We start from the raw sequence: 17,730 nt of genomic DNA on the forward strand, positions 1-17,730 counted from the left end.
GACGTGAATCCGCAGGTCAGGCGATGTGACGCGGGTTTTGGCACCGCACAAGCCGAATGGGCTGGCCACAGCGTGGAAGTCCTTCTCAGGATCTACGCCAAGTGCATCGTCGGCCAAGACGAGATCGCGAGGCAGCGCATCGACCAGGCGCTGAGGGACGACCACCGCGACCCATGATCGTGGGGACGCATTGGGGAGAGCCACCCGCAAACGATCGGCGAGAGCTGTAGACAGCCGGACATGCGAAACCCCCGTCCCCGCGCGGAAGCGCAGGTCAGGCGGGGGTTTCGGCTGTTCTGGAGAAGTAGGGCGGGTGGGACTTGAACCCACGACCCACGGATTATGAGAATCCTCGGTTGATGTTGCTCAGTGTCACGGAGTGCTGTTTTGTATTGTGGTGGCTGGGATTATCCCCGTCGTAGTGTCGGTCTGTGCCGACGCGTGCCGTGCTGTATCGCGTACACGCGAGCAACCACCGAGCAACCATGCGTTCTTGACCATCGGTACTATGTGCCATTTGTTCCCCTTCTCGGCGCGGCTGTCTGGGGCCGGGCTTGCGTGGTGAGCTCGAATTTCACGGCCGATTGAACGTGCGCGAGCAACCACCGAGCAGCCATCGCCTGGTCATTTGCGTCCACAGGCAGGATGGCTCGCAGCAGCCCTCGGACGCGATGCATGGTCTGCTTGACGTGTATGGACGTGATTTTCGGCAGGCGCAGTGCGGAACGGACCGGAGTTAGCGGGTGGAGGCCAGATCCCGTTCGAGCGCCACGATGTACGACTCGACGGCGGCCACGAAGTCGACCCCCTCCGGATCGAGCAGCCACTGGCTGGCCATGCCGTCCAAGGCACCGAGGATTTCGATCGCCTTCAGTCTCGGATCCGCGTCGGCACGGAATTCACCCCGGCGCTGGCCGGCTTCGATGAGCTCCACGACGCTCGCCCGGAGCGCACGGTAGTGCTCCACGAAGAAGTCGTGGGCTGGGCCATCGACCTCGAAGTTCTCGGCGAGGAGCACCGAGAAGAGCTTGATGAGCGCGGGTTCGCCTGTACTGCGGCGCGCGAAGGCCGGGATCTGCCGGATACCCGCGAGACCGCCCACCTCGGCGGCGTCCCGCGCGAAAGACCGGCTGAGGTCGGCGTGCTGCTCGACCACGGCTCGCAGGAGCCCCACCTTCGTGCCGAAGTGGTAGAGAACCGCCGGCTCGGTGATCCCCACCTGCTCGGCCACTTCGGTTATCCCGGTACCGCGATACCCCCCGCTCGCGAACAGTTCGAGCGCAGCGCCCACGATCTGCTCACGGCGACGGAGGCCCCGCGGCGACGGCGCGACGCGACGTTCGGTGTGCTGGCTCACGCTGCGATTGTATGCCGGTTCTGACTGGGCTATCAGTTTGAGGCTAGCGAAACTTACTGAGCTGTTAGTAAGGTTCGTCCAAATTCGGACACCCCGCAGGAGGAGGTCCAGAAATGGCAACGAACGCCGACGGCCTGATCACGGCGGCACAGGATCCCGCACCGCCCGCAAGTCCTCCAGCCGCGAGAGCCGGCTTCATCACCGCCTTCGTCGCCGCCGTACTCGGCGTCGCCGTCGCCACCCTCGCACCACTCTCCGTGACCCTGGCGCTCCGCATCCAGCAGATCGACCCGGACAACGCGCCCGCCGGCCTCTCCCTCGTCCTCGGAGTCGCGGCAGTCGTCGCCCTGCTGTCCGGACCGTTCTTCGGTCAGCTCAGCGACCGCACCACTGGGCGTTGGGGCATGCGGCGGCCCTGGCTGCTCGGCGGCCTCGTCGTCGGGCTCGGCGGACTGGGTGTGCTCGCCGCCGCCGACTCGATCCTCGCGATGCTCGTCGGCTGGTGCATCACCCAGCTCGGCTTCAGCGCCCTCAACGCGGCACTCGCGGCACTCCTCATCGACCATGTCCCCGAACTGCAGCGAGGCAAGGTCTCCGGTCTCGTCGGCATGTGCCAGGCGGTCGGGGTCGTCACCGGCGTCTTCCTCGTGCAGTTCGTCGGCACCTCGGTCGCGCTGATGTTCCTCGCGCCTGGCGCCCTCGCCGCTGCCACCGTGATCGTCCTGTCCCTCGTGCTCCGCGATCGTCGCCTCGACCCTGCCGACCGCAGCCGATACGACGTGCGCGCTTTTGCCCGCAGCTTCTGGGTGAACCCGATCCGTCACCCAGCGTTCGGCTGGGCCTGGCTCGGGCGCTTTCTCATGATGACCGGCTTCGCGATCCTGCAGACCTATCAGGTGTACTACCTCTCCGATCAGCTCGGCTTCGCGGCCGAGCAGATACCCGCCCTGGTACTCCAGTCGACGCTCGTCCTCACCGTGACGGTCGTCGTCAGCTCCATCACGTGCGGCTGGCTCTCCGACCGGCTCCGTCGCCGCAAGGTCTTCGTGCTCGGCTCGGCCGCTGTATACGGCGTGGCGATGATCGTGGTCGCGACAGCGGGCGGCTGGGAGTCCTTCCTCATCGGCATCGTGGTCGGGGGGCTCGCCCTCGGCACCTACCTGGCGGTCGATCTCGCGCTCGTGGCCCAGGTCCTGCCGAACGACGGGGCCACCGCGGCCAAGGACCTCGGTGTCTTCAATATCGCGAACGCGGTTCCACAGATGGTCGCCCCGGCGATCGCGCCGATCTTCCTCGCGATCGGCACAGGCGGCGGCAACTACACGGCGCTGTTCATCGGCGCCGCCGCCTTCAGCGCGCTCGGAGCACTCGCGATTCAACCGATCAAGGGCGTCCGATGAACGCGCCGGAACGGGCGACCCGGCCAACGAACCGGACACGGGTCATCGCGGCCTCGGTCGCCCTCGCCCTCGTCGGCATCGCTCTCGCCTCGACCCAGACGGCATCGGCGAGTCCTTCCGCGTCGAGTTCCACAGCGATGCCGCTCGCGAGCACGGTGTGGCTGTGCCGCCCCGGTGCGATCGCGAACCCGTGCAACCAGGACATCGCCGGCAGCCCGCAGCGCGGCGCGGCCGGAGCGCCGTTCACCGCCCGCTACCTCGGCAGCGGCGAGGACGTCACGCTCGACGCGACGAGGACGAGCGCCACCGGAGCCACCTCCGTCGAGTCGTTCCCCGCGCCCGCCGCGCCCGCGGCGGACTGTTTCTTCGTCTACCCGACGGTCGACCTGACACCGAATCCGCTGTTGCAGATCGGCTCGATCCCACCTGTGCCGAGCGATACGCACCTCGCGGTCGCGCTCACGCAAGCGGCACGGTTCTCCGGCATGTGCCGCATGTTCATACCGGTATATCGTCAGGCGCCGCTGCTGAGCGTCGCCGGTGGCGTGCTGACGGGCAGCTCCGTCGATTACACGATCGGAGCGATGGACGTCGAGGATGCCTGGACCGACTACTGGGAACACTTCAATACCGACCCCATCACCCACGAACGGCGCGGGGTGCTCCTGCTCGGACATTCGCAGGGCACGGCCAACCTCGTCACCCTGCTGCAGCAACGGTTCGACGATGACACCGCGGAGCGCGACCAGCTCATCGCGGCCTACCTGCTCGGCGGTAACGTGCAGATCGTCGACGGATCGGCGCCCGCCCCCACTCCCGATCCCGCCTCGACCTTCCAGGACCTCGCACCCTGCGAACGGCCTGCGGCGAGCACGCCGATGCCCATCGGCTGCATCGTCGCGTACTCCGGCTTCGCGAGCCCTGACGGCCAGGCGCCGGCCCCCGATGCGGTCTTCAGCCGGAACACCGCACCAGGGCATCGGATTCTCTGCGTCAATCCGAGCGCACTGCTCGCCGGCTCGGCCGCGGACGCAACGCTTCCGCTCGACGCCTATATGCCGACGAACAAGCTCCTCGAAGGCACGATCGTCCTGCCGAACGGCCACCTCTCAGTCGTCCTGTCCGGTTTCACACTCCAGAACGCGCCGACCGGCTTCGTTCGACTCGCGGACACTTTGACCGGGCAGTGCCGTGTCCAGGCCGACGAAGCCGGCACCGCGAGTTGGCTACAGGTCAGCGGTGGCGGATCCGTCTTCCCCTCGAGCAGCAGTACGTCGGGGCTCGGCCTCCACGTGGTCGACTACAACGTCGCACTCGGCGATCTCGTGCAGCTCGCAGCCCTCCAGTCCCTTCGATGGAAGGCCACCCGATGACGAACGGAGTTCCCCGATGACCTCGCTCCACGAGCTGACCGCGGTCGAGCAGCGCCAAGCCTTGTCCGACCGTGCGGTCGGCGCAGTCGAACTCGCCGAGCACTACATTGACCGCATCGACCGCCTGGCCGGCCCGCTGGGCGCCTTCGCCCTCACGACACCGGAGCTCGCCCTCCAGGAAGCCGAAGCCGCAGACCGGCAGCTCGCTCATGGTCCTCGCCCGGATCGACCGCTCCTCGGACTACCCGTCGCCTTCAAGGACCTGCAAGCGATCGCGGGCGTGCCCGTGACCAACGGCAGCACGGCGATCCCCGCGCAGACCGCGGCCGTCAACGCCGCGGCCGTCGGCCGGATCCGTTCGGCGGGCACGGTGACCCTCGGAACGACTCATGCACCGGAGTTCGGCATCCCCTGCTACACGGACTCGGCAGTCGTCGGTCGCGCCGCCGTGACTCCGTACGATCTAAGCCGTTCGGCGAGCGGCTCGAGCGGCGGGGCGGCCGGCGCGGTCGCCGCGGGGCTCATCTCGGTCGGCCACGGCAGCGACGGGGCGGGCTCGATCCGGACGCCGGCTGCCGTCTGCGGTCTCGTCGGCATCAAGCCGAGCCGGGGTGTGGTCAGCGCGGCGCCCGTCGACTCGTTCTTCGCGTTCAGTACCGACGGTCCCCTCGCGCGGAACGTGGCCGACGCGGCCCTCTTGCTGGATGCCATGGTGGTCGAGCAGGTGGGCGGCCTTTACGAGCTCCCACCACGCGGCGGGTCCTCGTTCCTCGCGGCAACCACTCAGAAGCCCGGTCGGACGCTTCGGATCGCAGTCTGGACCGATAGCGGCTTCGACGGGCCCGAGCCCGAGAATGCGCTGGCGATCGACCGGGTGGCCAAACTGCTGGAGGAGCTCGGCCACGAACTCGTCGAAGTCTCGAACCCCGCCCCTTGGGACTCGACGGGCATCGACGCGTTCTTCGACTACATCGCCGGCGTGGTATCCGGCATGCTCGCCGGGCTACCACCTGCGGCCGTACCGTCGCTCCAGGAGGACACCCGCTGGATGCGGGAACGAGGCGACCGTCTGTCGGCCGCTGACTTCGTGCGGTCGGCCACCGCCCTGGCGGCGCTCTCGAACCGCTTCATCGCCGGCTTGGCGCCATTCGATCTCGCCCTCACACCCGTTTCGAGCGGGCCGGCTGTGCCCCTCGGGTACTTCCACGACGGCGGGACAGAGGCCGCCATGCTGCGCATGCTCCGGTGGTCGGCCTACACCCCGTTGCAGAACACGAGCGGGCTGCCGGCAATCTCGATCCCGAGCCACGTCACGCCCCATGGTCTTCCGCTCGGCGTGCAGCTCACGGGCGCCAGGGTCGGTGACGACCCGATCCTGCTCGGCCTGGCCGCCCAACTGGAGGAATCGATCGGCTGGGCGAACCGGCACCCGCCCCAATGGTTGGAATGACCGGCTCACCGACCGAGCGACGAAACACGATGATGTCCGCAGACGTTGCGGGCGTGGCAGAGGAGGATCCCGGTATGGCCGACGCAGGACCGAGCAGAGAGGGCTTCATCGAGAGCGGCGACGATCGAACCTGGTACCGCATCACCGGTGCGATCGGCGACCGACCGACACTGATCGCGCTCCACGGCGGCCCGGGGGCGACGCACGACTACCTACTGCCACTGACCGGACTCGCAGCACCCGGCAGAGCCGTAGTCCACTACGACCAGTTGGGCAACGGGCGCTCGACGCACCTGCCGGATGCCGCCCCGGCCTCCTGGGCGGTGCAGCGGTTCCTCGACGAGCTCGACGCGCTCCTGACCGGACTCGGGATTGTCCGGAACTACGTACTGCTCGGCCAGTCCTGGGGCGGGATGCTCGCCGCGGAGCATGCCGTACGCCGACCGTCGGGGCTCAGAGGTCTGATCATCGCAAACTCTCCCGCGTCGATGCGTCTCTGGTCGGCCGCGGCGGACGAACTTCGAGCAGAGCTCCCGGCCTCAGTACAGGGGGCCCTGCTCAGGCATGAAGCGGACGGCACGACTGACAGCGACGAATACGGCGAGGCGATGCGGGTGTACTACCGGCGCCACGTGTGCCGGCTCGACCCGTGGCCGGACGAGCTCGAAGCGACGCTCGCGGCGATCGACGCCGACCCCACGGTCTACCACACGATGAACGGACCGTCCGAGTTCCACGTGAGCGGTTCACTGCGCAACTGGAGCATCGACGATCGCCTCTCCGCCATCGACACCCCGACGCTCGTGATCAACGGCAGGTACGACGAGGCGACCGACGAGACCGTTCGACCGTTCGTGGAGCAGATCCGCGGAGCACGTTGGGTGAGGTTCGAGGAGTCGAGCCACATGCCCCATCTCGAGGAACCGACCCGCTTCTTGGAAGTGGTCGGAGGGTTCCTCGAGGGTCTGCACTCACACCCCCAACGCAATGGGCAACTTCTGCTTTGAGGTCACGGGTGGCTCGGGCAGCCGCTTTCGCGGTGGCCGGGTGAAGCGCCTCGGTTCGCATCACCACGCCCTTTGGCATCACAGCTGAACACCAGCAGCTCATCACGGGTCCGCGGCCCGGGGGTGCGCTGCTGATAGAAGGCATCGATATCAACGACGGCGGCGGCCTGGACCAGGCGTTGCAGCTGCCGTTTGCCGAGCACGTTCCCGCACCGAGCGGTGATCGCGGCGTGAGCGGCATCGAACGAACCGCAGACCGCTTCGGCCACCGCCAGGCGGGCCAGTCCGTGGCTGTGCCGACCCGCGGGCAGCGACAACGCCATGTCCGCGGGATAGACGTTCGGCAGGCCGGGAGCACTGCGCCTGCCGGAAATTACATCCGCCCAGGTCAGGACCATGCGAGGACTTCGCGTGGCGGCGCGAGCTCCGGCCACCCAGAAGACGGAAACGCGTGCGGCATGATGATCAGCCGTGCTCCTTCGCCTTGCCTACCTCACCATCACGAACACGTTCGCCGCGCTGCGGTTGCTGCCCATGGGCGATCGGGATAAGGACATGGAGATACTCGTCCTGCGCCACCAGATCGCCGTCCTTGAGCGCCAACTCGGCGCCGACACCAGAGTGAGATTCGCACCCGAGGACCGGGCCTTTCTCGCCGCGCTCCTGACCTCGCTGCCCCGCGAGATCCTGCGCCGACTGCAACTCCTCATCCGCCCGGACACCGTCCTGCGCTGGCACCGCGACTGATGAAACGGCGTCACGCTCGTACCTGCCGGCCGAAGCGGCCTGGGCGCCCGCGCACTGTCCGCTTCATCCGCGCTCTCGTGCTGCGTCTGGTTCGGGAGAACCCTGGTTGGGGATACAGGCGGGTGCATGGTGAGCTCGCCACGCTCGGCATCAAGGCCGCGCTGTCCACGGTCTGGGAGATCCTTGAGCAAGAAGGCCTTGATCCAGCACCCCAGCGGGCATCCACCACATGGGCCGACTTCCTGCGCTCGCAAGCCGACGCCCTGCTGGCTTGCGATTTCATCGAAACCGTCACCTTAAACGGACAGCGCCAGTACATCCTGGCCGTCATCGAGCACGCTGGCAGGCACATTCGCGTGTTGGGCACCACCCTCACCCGACCGCTGGCTGGGTGATCCAGGCGATCAGGAATCTCGTGATGGACCTGGAGGAAGCGAACTGCCGGGCACGCTTTCTGATCCGAGACCGGGATGGGAAGTTCCCCGCCCTCATGGACGAAATCCTCGCCGACGCAGGCATCCAGACCGTACTCACCGGTATCCGGATGCCCCGAATGAATTCCATCATGGAGCGATGGGTACAGTCCTGCCGCTACGAACTCCTGGACCGTTGCCTGCTTTGGAACGAACGCCACGTGCGGCACGCTTTACGTGAGTACGAAGTGTTCTACAACCGGCACCGAGCCCATCAAGCCCTCGCCCAAGCTGCCCCGCTGCGTACCGTCCCGGCCCCGATCACGAATCCAGAGCGAATCACCGACCTGAACATACGCCGATGAAACCGGCTTGGCGGTGTCCTTCACAAGTACTCACATGTTTGCTTGACCTGCATGGATGGAATTTTCGGCAGGCGCAGAGCCCATCAAGCTTTAGCTCAGGCGGCTCCGTTACGTTCCGTGCCAGATCCGATCACCGATCCAGGCACCATCGTCAACCTGAACGTACGCCGCCACAACCGGCTCGGCGGCGTCCTCCACGAATATTCACATGCCGCTTGAACTGCACGGATGCCATTATCGGCAGGCGCAGGCGCGCTGTCCGCCGGCGAGGTCGAACTGGACGTCGGTGTAGCCGGCGGCTGCGGTGACCGCCGCGACGGCGGCGGGTGAGAGCGGAGCCCGGCCCAGATTGGTGTGCAGGAGAACACCGGTGGCGTTGACGACGCTCTTGAGGCCGCCCGCGGTCGCCGACAAGAGGGCGAGCGTGACGTCCGCAGCGCTGTCGGGGTCGGCGAAGCCTTCGCGGACCTGTTGCTGGGCGTTCGCCACCGCGGCCTTGACGAGGCTACGGCCGAGCGTCTCCTGCGCGGCGGCCAACCGGGGGTTGTTCAGCATGGCATCGGTCCGCGGCACCAAACTGCGTCGATCCACTCGCGACCATCCCAGGATTCATCGACCAGCGGAGGCGGACGGGAATCGAACCCGCCGCGCCGAGATGCTCGGCGCCACTGGTTTTGAAGACCAGGAGGGTCACCAGACTCCTAAACGCCTCCAGAGTGGATCATAGACCCATGAACAACATCAGGCTCACGCAAAACGGCAACGGAGGCGGCTGCAGCTGCAAGACCCCTCCGGGCGAGCTTGGAGGATCTGGTCGCTGGACTCTCGCCGACCGCTTCTCCGTCGGCAGGCCGGTTACTGCTGGGAATCGATCAGGGGGACGACGCCGCGGTGCTCCAGGTGGAGGACGCGACCTCGGCCATCGTCACGACGACGGACTTCTTCACCCCTGTCGTTGACGATCCGTATGACTTCGGCAGCATCGCGGCCACCAACGCGCTCTCCGACATCTACGCCGTCGGCGGGGAGCCCGTCATAGCCTTGCATCTGCTCGGCTGGCCCCGCGACGTGTTGCCCCTAGAACTCGCTCGCGAGGTCCTGCGCGGTGGATCCGCGATGGTCCAGGCAGCGGGCTGCCATCTCGCCGGGGGCCACAGCATCGACGACCCCCATCCCAAGTACGGGCCGGCCGTCACCGGCCTTGCCGACCCCCGCCGTCTGCTGCGCGTGGACGCGGGCGAACCCGGCATCCCCCTCACTCTGGCCAAACCTCTCGGCATTGGAGTGCTCAACACACGGCACAAGGCAACCGGGGAGGTCTTCCCTGAGGCGGTCGCCGCGATGACGACGCTCAACCGGGACGCGTCCCGGCGGGCGCTGGCCGCGGGGGGTTCTGTGCGCCACCGACGTCACAGGTTTCGGCCTGCTCGGCCATCTCTACAAGTTGGCCAGGGCGAGCGGCGTGGCCGCCGTGCCTTACCTGGACGGAGCGCGAGAGGCCATCCGTGACGGGTACATCAGCGGCGGATCTCGCCGAAACCTCGACTGGATCGCCCCCCACTGGGACTTCGGCGACCTACCGGAGAACGAGCGGCTTCTCCTCGCCGACGCGCAGACCTCAGGCGGCCTGCTCGTCGCGGGCGAGCTCTCAGGTTTTCCGGTGATAGGCGAACTCGTCCCTCGTGGCGAACGCCTGTTGATCGCGAAATATCGGGGCGACCGTCTTTCGTCCCGGCACCGGACGGAGGACCTTACAGTGATACACGTCGCGGTGTCCGGTGCCGGGCGGGAGGACATCATGAAACGATCGAGATGCCGACCTCCTCTTCGACAATCTTGAAGAGGAGGTCCCAGCTCCTCGCTTCGGTGTTGGTGTCCCGCTCGAAAACACGGTTTCGCCGAAGACCCGTCGTCACCGGCACGATCAACGAATACCACCACGCCGCTTAGCCGCAGCTCAGGCCACGTATCTCAATATTCGAGCGGCACACCAGCAGGTTGAGCCCGACGAGCGACCGGCCGCCATCGTATAGACGTCCGACAGCGTTGGCGGCCGCGATCCGCCCCCAGTCGTACGGGTTGTCGACCATGGGTATGAAGTAGTCGGCCGTGCTGACGACGGCGACATCACCCTGGATCCTGACGACGGCCGCGTCGTCGCCGGCGTCCGTGCCGACGACGAGCTCGCCGAGCGGGTCCTTCGAGGTGTGGCCGACCCAGGCGAGCATAGTTTCGCCGGGCCGAGCACCGCAGTCGTGCCACCGGAGAAAGACAACCCTCAGTTCTTTCTCCTGAACGGTCTTCACCTATAAGATCGTTCCGGAGGCGTCCAGGAGCCTGGAGGCCTTCCGGTCTTCAAAACTGGTGGCGCCGAGCATCTCGGCGCGGCGGGTTCGATTCCCGCCCGTCTCCGCCAACCTCCTGTGGAGTGTGATGAGCGTCGACGAACTGCTGGAACAGGCCCGTAGGACGATGTGCCGGCTCGACCCGGCGCAGGCCCAGGAGGCCGCCCGCGCGCCGGACACCTTCATCGTCGACACCCGCCCGGAGTTCCAGCGCCGCCACGACGGGGAGGTGCCCGGCGCCATCGTGATCGAGCGCAACCACCTGGAGCGGCGGCTCGACCCGTGCTCCTCCGCACGCATCCCCGAGGCGGCTCCGGGCATCCGGTGGATCGTGCTGTGCGACGAGGGCTACTCCTCCAGCCTGGCCGCCTGGTCGCTGCGGCAGCTCGGCCTGACCCGCGCCACCGACGTGGTCGGCGGCTTCCAGTCCTGGCTCGCGGCCGGCCTGCCGGTCGTCACGCCCGAACACCCCACGGGTCCCCGCCTGGCGCCATGTTCGTGATCGCCACCGCGGGCCACGTCGACCACGGCAAGTCGACGCTGGTCCGGGCGCTGACCGGGATGGAACCTGACCGCTGGGCCGAGGAGCGCCGCAGGGGCATGACCATCGACCTCGGCTTCGCCTGGACGGCGCTGCCGTCCGGACGGACGGTGGCGTTCGTCGACGTGCCCGGCCATGAGCGGTTCGTCACCACCATGTTGGCCGGGGTGGGGCCGTGCCCGGCCGCCATGATCGTCGTCGCGGCCGACGAGGGCTGGTGTGTCCAGTCGGGTGAACACCTGGCCGCCCTCGACCTGCTCGGCGTACGCCACGGCCTGCTGGTGATCACCCGTGCCGATCTGGCCGACCCGGCTCCGGCGCTCGCCGAGGCCCGTTCCCGGCTACGCGGCACGTGCCTGGAGACGATACCTGCGCTGGCCGTCAGCGGGGTCACCGGGCAGGGCCTGCCCAAGCTGGTCACCGCGCTCGACCGGCTCGCGGATGGACTGCCGCCGACCGACACCGACGGCCCGGTACGGCTGTGGGCCGACCGCGTGTTCACCGTCACGGGCGCGGGGGTCGTGGTCACCGGCACCCTGACGGCGGGCACCCTGCGCGCGGGCCAGACGCTGCACCTTGGCGACGAACCGGTGCGGGTGCGCGGTCTGCAGACGCTCAACACCCCGGCCGACGTGGTCACCGCCACCGCCCGCGTGGCGGTCAACCTGCGCGGGCCCGTCTCCCCTTCACGCGGGGACGCACTGCTGACCCCCGGCGCGTGGCACCTCACGACCTCGGCCGACGTACGGCTGTCGCCGGGTGAACCGCCGAAGGGCGACCTGCTCCTCCACATCGGTTCGGCCGCCGTGCCCACCAGGATCAGACCGCTCGGCGAGGGCGCCGCGAGACTGTCGTTCGCCAGGCCGTTGCCGCTGCGAGTGGGCGACCGGGCTCTGTTGCGCAATCCCAGCCGCTCGGCCGTGACGACTGGGGTGGTCGTCCTGGACGTACGGCCTCCCACACTGACCCGTAGGGGGGCGGCGGCAGCCCGCGGCGCGGCACTCGCCGCGGCCGGGGCCTCCCGGGGAGCCGGGAAGGACGCACCGGGTACGCGAGACGCCGTACCGGGATGCGGGTTACCGGGGGCGGCCGATCTGCTGCGCTGGCACGGGCTGCTCAGCGGCGCCGACCTCGCGACGATGGGCGTCACCGCGCCGCCCTCTCCCTTGCCGGGAGGCTGGCACGCCGACCCGGAGCACTGGGCGGGACTCCGGAAGGCGCTCGCCGAGGTGGTGACCGGGGCCGGGGACGGGCGGCTGACCGTCGAGGCGGCCACGCACCTGCTCGGCTTGCCGGACCGGCGGCTGACGAGGGCGCTGATCGCGCCGCCGCTCACGCTGGAGGCGGGCGTCATCGGCAGGCAGGACCTGGCGCCTTCGCCGCTGCCCGCGCGCCTGCGGCAGGCGATCGACCGGCTCCGCGCCGAGCTGGCCGACCGGCCGTTCCAGGCGCCGAGCGCGCGGCGGCTGACCGAGCTCGGGCTTGCCGGCAGGAACCTGGTCGCGGCCGAGCGCGCCGGCGCCGTGCTGGTCGTCACCGCCGGCGTGGTGTTGCTGTCCGACGCCCCCGACCGGGCGGTGGAGCGGCTGCGCTTGCTGCCCGCGCCGTTCACGGTGAGTCAGGCGCGGGTCGCGTTGCAGACCACGCGCCGGGTGGCGGTGCCGTTGCTGGAGATGCTCGACGGCCTGGGCCGCACCACACGGCGCGAAAACGGATCACGAACCTGCGCAGCTGTCAACTGACGGGATCAAAGAACACCTGACAAAATAATGTCAGGACGTCTGGAAAGAAAAAAAGTCCCGTGCCCATTGCCGAGTTTCGGACACTTAAGTATTTTTTCGATCATGACGAGTAGCGTCGCAGGCGTCGTCGGGCAAGGTGCGCTCATCGCCATCTTCCTGGTCGCGGCCCTGTCGAAGATCCTTACTCACCGTGCCCTCACGCAGACCATCTCCAAGCTGGGCTTCAGCGCCATCGCCCGACCGGCGGCCCTGTTCGTGATCGGCGCGGAACTCCTGGCCGTCACCGCGATGACGATCATGCCGTCGGCGACCTGGCCGAGGGGGCTGATCGCGCTTCTGGCCCTGTCGTTCGCCGGTGCCGGAATCCGCGCGCTGGGGCTGGAAGAGAAGATCAAGTGCGGCTGCTTCGGCGGCGGCGGAGCCGCACTGGGCTGGCGGCAGGTGCTCTACCTGCCGCTCTGGCTGGGCCTGGCGGCGGTGGCCGAGTTCGCGCCGCCGTCGTGGAGTGCCGACGAGGGGCTGGCCGGGCTGGCCGCCCTCCTGCTGGCGCTCGTCGCGTGGAAACTACTCGCCGAGATCAGGCTCTTGCGAGTACTGCGGGGCGACCGCATGGTCACTCCGAACCCGATACGACACGAGGATGCGGAGGTGCCCGCCGCATGACGACGGTGCTGCTTGTGGTGGTCTGCCTGCTGGCCGTGGTGGTGTTCATCCAGATCGGCGCCCAGGTCGAGCTCTTCGAACAGGTCAGGCAGATCCGCGGCTATCTCGATATTGAGGACAAGCCCACCACGGTGGAACTGGGCACGCTGCAAGGGGCCAGCCCCAGCCGGTTCGGCCTGCCCCCCGTCCTCGATCACGCTGAACAGGCCATGGTGCTGTTCGTCTCCGACAAGTGCGAGACCTGCCGCAACCTGGTCGCGGCGCTGCGCGGTGGCGCGGTGCCCCTTTCGATGTGGGTCGTGGTCGTCCCGGTGAGAGGGGACGGCAACGAGTTCATCAACGAGTTCGGACTGCACGGCGAGCGCGTCATCCTCGACGACGAGGAGCGCATCGTCGGCAGCCTCGGGCTGGATCTGACACCCGTCGCCCTTCACATCGCCGAGGGAAAGCTGACACGGGCCCACACGGTGCCGTCGGTCAGGCAGATGTACGCGGCCACTCCCGTCTCCTACAAGTACTCCCTGGCCCGCAAGCCGTCCGTCTAGCACCGATCCCGCCCCACGCAACCACAAGAAAGGCACCACATGGAGAAGGCCTCAGACATGAGGTCCAGCCGCCGTGGCTTCATCGGCTGGATGAGTAAGGTCGGCGTCACGGCCGTCGGCGCCGTCGCCGGCATCGCCGCGATGTCCCAGCCCGCCGCGGCGGCCAACTGGAGATGCTGCAACCTCGCTCTTCCGAACAACTTCTGCAGCACGAACAGCCAGGGGCAGTACATATGCCCGTCGGGTTACAGCATGAAGGTGTGGAACTGCTGCACCGGCTCGCGCCTGTACGCCTGCGGGGAGTGCACCAAGGGCTCGAACTGTAACACCGGGCCGTTCATCTGTTCGGCTGGCTGGACGGTCAGAGCCAACAGCTGCTAGTCGTTCTCAGGAGATCCCTTGCCCCTTGACACGTGGGTGACAATCGCGCTGCTCCTGCTCATCATGAGTGCGGGCTTCGCGCAGCTGTTCAGTTTTTGAGGCCTTTCTTTCGTCGGATATCTCCGCCCCCTGGTTCAGGGGAGAGCCCTTGGGGAGAAGGCCATGTATCGGCCCATCCTCAATCTGGCGATCGGCTTCACGATCTCCGCCGTCCTCACGTATGGGCTGGTCCATCTCATCGGCAGTGGACTGCGCGGAACAGGCTCCAGGATCGCCGCCTGTGTCGTGCTGCTCGCCTGCATGGCCATCGATTCCGGTAGATTCGGCCTCCGCACGCCCATGTTGCGGCGGCAGACCCCTCGCGATCACTTCACCCGGTTCGGCCCCGCCAAAGGCGCGTTCCTCTGGGGACTCGACACCGGGCTCGTCCTCACCACCTTCCGCGTCACGTCGCTGACGTGGGCGGCACTCGGCGTAACGCTCTTCGGGCTGGTGCCTTGGTGGGCCGGCCTGTGTTACGCGCTCGGCTTCACGCTTCCGTCGATGGTGATGGTGGCCATCGTGCCGGGGTCGAAGGACCAAGACACGAAGGCCGAGCCGATGTGGCTGATGGAATGGCTCATGGACAGGGAGAAGGCGGTCCGGACCTACGCGTTCTTCCTGCTGTCCCTCACCTTCGTCGGCGTGCTGGCGACGGTGTTCCTCGGTTGAGCGCGGTGGGCGGACCCGGGCCCGCCCACCGCGGCTCAGCACTTACCGTCGAAGAAGGAGATCTCCTTGCGGACCACGGGCCGGCCGGGAACCGCGATGTCGAACGGCACGCACCTGGGCGCCAGCACGTGGAACCCGCCCACGAACAGTGTGTCGTGATCGTCGCAGGCCACGAACGTCACCGAGTGGTCCGCGCCCGCCGGGTTCGCCGCCGTTCTGGCCGCCTCGGCGTAGAGCAGGCCGGCGCTCTCGTGGAACTCCTCGGGAATCGACAGGGTGACCCTGCCGCCCTGGCGTACCACGGCGCCGACCTTGAAGCGGTTTCCGGTGCCGTACTCCTCCGGTTTGGCCGCCCCCCAGGCGAGCAGGCCGGGGATGACCAGCGGCCCCTCCACGAGGTCGTGGGGGCCGATCGAGGCGAGCAGGGTGCTCTCGTCCTCGACGAAGCCGTTGCGGTTGGCGCAGGTGAGCACCCGGGGGTCGGCCAGGCTACCTTGGCCTTTCTGTTCGCGCGTCGCCGCTTCGTCTCCCATCTGCGCCGGGGAGGCCCCGCACGCGCCCAGCGGGAGCGTCGCCACGATCGCGAGCAGGGCGCGTACCGTCGCTTTGAGGATCATGATTCAGTTGTACATGGGCGATCAAGGACTGCCTAGGGTCCCTGGCCGACGACCAGTCGCCGTACGGCTTGGTTCGAGATCCCGGCCCGGATGTGCGCCTGCCGATAATTCCATCCGCCCAGGTCTTGGCCCTGTCGTAGTGTTTTGTACAACATCCGTGATCTTCAGCCGCCGCAGGGAAGCCATGCGGACCGGGCCTTCCTCGCCGCCCTCCTGGCACCGCTGCCCCGCGACGTCCTGCGCCGCCTGCGGCTTCTCATCCGGCCCGATGCTGTCGTGCGCCGGCACCGCGATCTCGTGAAACGGCGCCGTGCTCGTGCCTGCGCGCTGAAACGGCGCGGGCGCCCGCCAACCGTCCGTTCCATCCGCACCCTCGTCCTGCGCCTGGTCCGGGAGAACCCGTCCTGGGGCTACCGGCGGGTCCACGGAGAGCTCACCATGCTCGGCATCACGATCGCTCCGTCCACGGTCTGGGAGATTCTCAAGCAGGAAGGCATTGATCCGGCACCCGATCGGGCGTCCACCGCATGGGCCGGTTTCCTGCGCTTCCAAGCCGAAGCTCTACTGGCGTGCGACTTCATCGAGACCGTCACCCTTGGTGGGCGGCGTCCGTACATCCTGGCCGTCATCGAGCACGCAACCAGACGCATCCGCGTACGTGGCACCACCGCGTACCCGACCGTGAACTGGGTCGCCCAGGCCGTTGAGAACCTGGTGATGGATCTGGAGGACGCCGGTTGCCGGCTCGGCTATCTGATCCGTGACCGGGACGGGAAGTTCCCGGCGCTCATGGAGGAGATCCTGGCCGAGGCCGGCATCCAGACCGTGCTCGCCGGCATCCGGATGCCGCGGGTGAACGCGATCATGGAGTGGTGGGTGCAATCGTGCCGCCACGAGCTTCTCGACCGCTGCCTGCTGTGGAACGAACGCCACCTGCAGCACGCCCTGCGCGAGTACGAACAGTTCTACAACCGGCACCGAGCCCACCAAGCCCTGGCCCAGGCCGCCCCGTTACGTCCCGTCCCGGATCCGATCACTGATCCAGAGCGAATCATGAGCTTGACCGTGCGCCGACGAGACCGGCTCGGCGGAGCCCTTCACGAGTACTCACATGCCGCTTGAACTGCATGGATGGACTTTTCGGCAGGCGCAGCCTCGGGTGCGTTGAACGTGTGGGGAGTGGCTCTGGCCGCTGCTGGGCGTCGTGTCGATCGCACTGGTGAGGTGGGTGCTGCGGAACCGCTTGGCCGCCGAACGCTCCTGTCGCCCCCTCCAGGCCGACCAGGCGCGTGCGCGCCTGGGGGATCATGGTGACTGGTGCGCGGATTGCGCTGGGGTTGCCGTCGTCCCCAAGCTGATCGGGACCAAGCAGGCCATTGACCAGGCCGGCAGCGGCCTCGCCCGTGCTCTCCTGCCGGATCGCTCAGGGTTGGGCGGCGGCCATGACACCGTGGACGGCCTTGGTGATGCGGTCGGCGGCCTGGTCGGGGTCGGGCCGGCCGGCGTCCAGCCAGGCGATGACGGCCTCGATGGTCAGGGTGGGAATGAGGTCCGCGGCCCAGTCCAGCCAGGGGCCTGCGGGGATCCTTCTGGCCAGGTTGCGGTGGGCGATCTCACGGGAGGTGGTGGTGATGGTGTCGATCAGGTCGCGGAAGTCGGGCTCGCGGGCGGCGTAGCGGAACAGTAGACGGAAGCCGTCGGGGTCGGTCGCGGCTGCCCGGAGCAGGGCGGGGATGGCGTTCTCGTCGAAGTCGTCGGTGCCGGTGGCTTCGGCCAGTCGTACGCACGCACGATCGAGCACAGCCCGGTACAGGTCGGCTTTGGACTCGAAGTGCCGATACAGCATGGCCCGGGTCAGACCGGCTTCGGCGGCGACATCGTCCAGGCCGGTGGCGGTGTAGCCGGCGCGGGCGAAGGCGCGGGTGGCCGCGTCCAGGATCTGTTCGCGCCGCTCGGCGCGCCGCAACCGCCGCACCGGCGCCTGCTGGGCCAGGGCGGCCTTCTGGTCGGCACTACCGACTTCGGGGCTGGTCATCCCACCTCCGCTTGTAGAACTCGAAGTATACATGTAGC

At 67.9% G+C, this 17,730-nt stretch carries 21 protein-coding genes, 2 tRNA genes and 1 pseudogene; 17 read left to right on the plus strand and 7 right to left on the minus strand.

Annotation, left to right across the window (positions count from 1 at the left end):
• Positions 1 to 736 precede the first annotated feature (736 nt).
• Positions 737 to 1,357: a TetR/AcrR family transcriptional regulator gene (locus tag ABZS69_RS62345; RefSeq protein WP_355393016.1), complete on the minus strand. Its 621-nt coding sequence runs from the start codon at positions 1,355 to 1,357 to the stop codon at positions 737 to 739.
• Positions 1,358 to 1,470: 113 nt separating this feature from the next.
• On the opposite strand from ABZS69_RS62345, the gene ABZS69_RS62350 reads away from it, so the two are divergent.
• The 4 genes from ABZS69_RS62350 to ABZS69_RS62365 are packed head-to-tail and all read left to right on the plus strand — an operon-like array spanning position 1,471 to position 6,587.
• Complete coding sequence (locus ABZS69_RS62350; RefSeq protein WP_355393019.1) at positions 1,471 to 2,757, plus strand: MFS transporter; 1,287 nt, start codon at positions 1,471 to 1,473, stop codon at positions 2,755 to 2,757.
• Entirely contained in the window at positions 2,754 to 4,130 is a 1,377-nt protein-coding gene (locus ABZS69_RS62355; protein WP_355393022.1) for a DUF3089 domain-containing protein, read from the plus strand. Before ABZS69_RS62350 ends, ABZS69_RS62355 begins: the two co-directional genes overlap by 4 nt.
• A 16-nt stretch (positions 4,131 to 4,146) precedes the next feature.
• The gene (locus tag ABZS69_RS62360; RefSeq protein ID WP_355393025.1) at positions 4,147 to 5,580 is read left to right on the plus strand and encodes an amidase; all 1,434 of its coding nucleotides are present in this window, start codon (positions 4,147 to 4,149) and stop codon (positions 5,578 to 5,580) included.
• Positions 5,577 to 6,587 carry a proline iminopeptidase-family hydrolase gene (locus ABZS69_RS62365; protein ID WP_355393028.1) on the plus strand — a complete coding sequence of 337 codons (1,011 nt, stop codon included), beginning with the start codon at positions 5,577 to 5,579 and terminating at the stop codon, positions 6,585 to 6,587. Before ABZS69_RS62360 ends, ABZS69_RS62365 begins: the two co-directional genes overlap by 4 nt.
• Before the next feature lie 13 nt (positions 6,588 to 6,600).
• Here the strand turns inward: ABZS69_RS62365 and ABZS69_RS62370 are convergent.
• Positions 6,601 to 6,937, minus strand: a pseudogene (locus tag ABZS69_RS62370) (ISKra4 family transposase); the annotation flags it as partial.
• A gap of 121 nt (positions 6,938 to 7,058) precedes the next feature.
• Here ABZS69_RS62370 and ABZS69_RS62375 point away from each other — a divergent pair.
• The 3 genes from ABZS69_RS62375 to ABZS69_RS62385 all read left to right on the plus strand — a co-directional run bounded on the left by ABZS69_RS62375 (position 7,059) and on the right by ABZS69_RS62385 (position 8,112).
• Entirely contained in the window at positions 7,059 to 7,334 is a 276-nt protein-coding gene (locus ABZS69_RS62375) for a hypothetical protein (RefSeq protein ID WP_355393031.1), read from the plus strand.
• 77 nt (positions 7,335 to 7,411) lie between these two features.
• Complete coding sequence (locus ABZS69_RS62380) at positions 7,412 to 7,729, plus strand: hypothetical protein (protein WP_355393034.1); 318 nt, start codon at positions 7,412 to 7,414, stop codon at positions 7,727 to 7,729.
• Positions 7,726 to 8,112, plus strand: coding sequence for an integrase core domain-containing protein (locus ABZS69_RS62385; RefSeq protein ID WP_355393037.1), 387 nt, complete (start codon positions 7,726 to 7,728; stop codon positions 8,110 to 8,112). The genes ABZS69_RS62380 and ABZS69_RS62385 overlap by 4 nt, the downstream gene beginning before the upstream one ends.
• Before the next feature lie 234 nt (positions 8,113 to 8,346).
• On the opposite strand, the gene ABZS69_RS62390 is transcribed toward ABZS69_RS62385, so the two are convergent.
• Together ABZS69_RS62390 and ABZS69_RS62395 are read right to left on the minus strand one after the other, a co-directional pair.
• Entirely contained in the window at positions 8,347 to 8,703 is a 357-nt protein-coding gene (locus ABZS69_RS62390; RefSeq protein ID WP_355393039.1) for a hypothetical protein, read from the minus strand.
• A 28-nt stretch (positions 8,704 to 8,731) separates the two neighbouring features.
• A tRNA-Sec gene (locus ABZS69_RS62395) sits at positions 8,732 to 8,825 on the minus strand.
• 88 nt (positions 8,826 to 8,913) lie between these two features.
• Between ABZS69_RS62395 and selD the strand changes: the two genes are divergently transcribed.
• Positions 8,914 to 9,621 carry a selenide, water dikinase SelD gene (gene selD, locus ABZS69_RS62400; RefSeq protein WP_355393042.1) on the plus strand — a complete coding sequence of 236 codons (708 nt, stop codon included), beginning with the start codon at positions 8,914 to 8,916 and terminating at the stop codon, positions 9,619 to 9,621.
• Entirely contained in the window at positions 9,536 to 9,952 is a 417-nt protein-coding gene (locus ABZS69_RS62405) for a hypothetical protein (RefSeq protein ID WP_355393112.1), read from the plus strand. The genes selD and ABZS69_RS62405 overlap by 86 nt, the downstream gene beginning before the upstream one ends.
• Before the next feature lie 106 nt (positions 9,953 to 10,058).
• Here ABZS69_RS62405 and ABZS69_RS62410 read toward each other — a convergent pair whose 3' ends face one another.
• The gene (locus ABZS69_RS62410) at positions 10,059 to 10,418 is read right to left on the minus strand and encodes an AIR synthase related protein (RefSeq protein WP_355393045.1); all 360 of its coding nucleotides are present in this window, start codon (positions 10,416 to 10,418) and stop codon (positions 10,059 to 10,061) included.
• 15 nt (positions 10,419 to 10,433) lie between these two features.
• Here ABZS69_RS62410 and ABZS69_RS62415 point away from each other — a divergent pair.
• From ABZS69_RS62415 to ABZS69_RS62445, 7 genes are all read left to right on the plus strand, one after another.
• Positions 10,434 to 10,528, plus strand: a tRNA-Sec gene (locus tag ABZS69_RS62415).
• A gap of 17 nt (positions 10,529 to 10,545) precedes the next feature.
• Positions 10,546 to 10,959: a rhodanese-like domain-containing protein gene (locus tag ABZS69_RS62420; protein WP_355393048.1), complete on the plus strand. Its 414-nt coding sequence runs from the start codon at positions 10,546 to 10,548 to the stop codon at positions 10,957 to 10,959.
• Complete coding sequence (locus tag ABZS69_RS62425; protein ID WP_355393051.1) at positions 10,950 to 12,740, plus strand: SelB C-terminal domain-containing protein; 1,791 nt, start codon at positions 10,950 to 10,952, stop codon at positions 12,738 to 12,740. The genes ABZS69_RS62420 and ABZS69_RS62425 overlap by 10 nt, the downstream gene beginning before the upstream one ends.
• Positions 12,741 to 12,842: 102 nt before the next feature.
• Positions 12,843 to 13,403: a MauE/DoxX family redox-associated membrane protein gene (locus tag ABZS69_RS62430; RefSeq protein WP_355393054.1), complete on the plus strand. Its 561-nt coding sequence runs from the start codon at positions 12,843 to 12,845 to the stop codon at positions 13,401 to 13,403.
• Positions 13,400 to 13,948: a hypothetical protein gene (locus tag ABZS69_RS62435; protein ID WP_355393057.1), complete on the plus strand. Its 549-nt coding sequence runs from the start codon at positions 13,400 to 13,402 to the stop codon at positions 13,946 to 13,948. Before ABZS69_RS62430 ends, ABZS69_RS62435 begins: the two co-directional genes overlap by 4 nt.
• A gap of 90 nt (positions 13,949 to 14,038) precedes the next feature.
• Positions 14,039 to 14,329 carry a hypothetical protein gene (locus tag ABZS69_RS62440; protein ID WP_355393060.1) on the plus strand — a complete coding sequence of 97 codons (291 nt, stop codon included), beginning with the start codon at positions 14,039 to 14,041 and terminating at the stop codon, positions 14,327 to 14,329.
• Between the two features lie 162 nt (positions 14,330 to 14,491).
• Positions 14,492 to 15,040, plus strand: a complete 549-nt coding sequence (locus ABZS69_RS62445; protein WP_355393062.1) for a hypothetical protein — start codon at positions 14,492 to 14,494, stop codon at positions 15,038 to 15,040.
• Between the two features lie 35 nt (positions 15,041 to 15,075).
• Here the strand turns inward: ABZS69_RS62445 and ABZS69_RS62450 are convergent, their stop codons facing one another.
• Positions 15,076 to 15,657: a hypothetical protein gene (locus ABZS69_RS62450; RefSeq protein ID WP_355393065.1), complete on the minus strand. Its 582-nt coding sequence runs from the start codon at positions 15,655 to 15,657 to the stop codon at positions 15,076 to 15,078.
• A gap of 438 nt (positions 15,658 to 16,095) precedes the next feature.
• Here ABZS69_RS62450 and ABZS69_RS62455 point away from each other — a divergent pair, with 438 nt between their 5' ends.
• Positions 16,096 to 16,779, plus strand: a complete 684-nt coding sequence (locus ABZS69_RS62455) for an integrase core domain-containing protein (RefSeq protein ID WP_355393068.1) — start codon at positions 16,096 to 16,098, stop codon at positions 16,777 to 16,779.
• Between the two features lie 301 nt (positions 16,780 to 17,080).
• Here ABZS69_RS62455 and ABZS69_RS62460 read toward each other — a convergent pair whose 3' ends face one another.
• Entirely contained in the window at positions 17,081 to 17,692 is a 612-nt protein-coding gene (locus tag ABZS69_RS62460) for a helix-turn-helix domain-containing protein (RefSeq protein WP_355393070.1), read from the minus strand.
• Between the last annotated feature and the right edge of the window lie 38 nt (positions 17,693 to 17,730).

Origin of the sequence: Nonomuraea sp. NPDC005650, from assembly GCF_040605375.1 — a bacterium.
Lineage (GTDB): Bacteria > Actinomycetota > Actinomycetes > Streptosporangiales > Streptosporangiaceae > Nonomuraea.

Bases quoted from the DNA above. Each gene is read 5' to 3' on its own strand.
- ABZS69_RS62350 (WP_355393019.1), top strand. From the start codon at position 1,471: ATGGCAACGAACGCCGACGGCCTGATCACGGCGGCACAGGATCCCGCA.
- ABZS69_RS62355 (WP_355393022.1), top strand. From the start codon at position 2,754: ATGAACGCGCCGGAACGGGCGACCCGGCCAACGAACCGGACACGGGTC.
- ABZS69_RS62360 (WP_355393025.1), top strand. From the start codon at position 4,147: ATGACCTCGCTCCACGAGCTGACCGCGGTCGAGCAGCGCCAAGCCTTG.
- ABZS69_RS62365 (WP_355393028.1), top strand. From the start codon at position 5,577: ATGACCGGCTCACCGACCGAGCGACGAAACACGATGATGTCCGCAGAC.
- ABZS69_RS62420 (WP_355393048.1), top strand. From the start codon at position 10,546: ATGAGCGTCGACGAACTGCTGGAACAGGCCCGTAGGACGATGTGCCGG.
- ABZS69_RS62425 (WP_355393051.1), top strand. From the start codon at position 10,950: ATGTTCGTGATCGCCACCGCGGGCCACGTCGACCACGGCAAGTCGACG.
- ABZS69_RS62430 (WP_355393054.1), top strand. From the start codon at position 12,843: ATGACGAGTAGCGTCGCAGGCGTCGTCGGGCAAGGTGCGCTCATCGCC.
- ABZS69_RS62435 (WP_355393057.1), top strand. From the start codon at position 13,400: ATGACGACGGTGCTGCTTGTGGTGGTCTGCCTGCTGGCCGTGGTGGTG.
- ABZS69_RS62440 (WP_355393060.1), top strand. From the start codon at position 14,039: ATGAGTAAGGTCGGCGTCACGGCCGTCGGCGCCGTCGCCGGCATCGCC.
- ABZS69_RS62445 (WP_355393062.1), top strand. From the start codon at position 14,492: ATGTATCGGCCCATCCTCAATCTGGCGATCGGCTTCACGATCTCCGCC.
- ABZS69_RS62450 (WP_355393065.1), bottom strand. From the start codon at position 15,657: ATGATCCTCAAAGCGACGGTACGCGCCCTGCTCGCGATCGTGGCGACG.
- ABZS69_RS62455 (WP_355393068.1), top strand. From the start codon at position 16,096: ATGCTCGGCATCACGATCGCTCCGTCCACGGTCTGGGAGATTCTCAAG.
- ABZS69_RS62460 (WP_355393070.1), bottom strand. From the start codon at position 17,692: ATGACCAGCCCCGAAGTCGGTAGTGCCGACCAGAAGGCCGCCCTGGCC.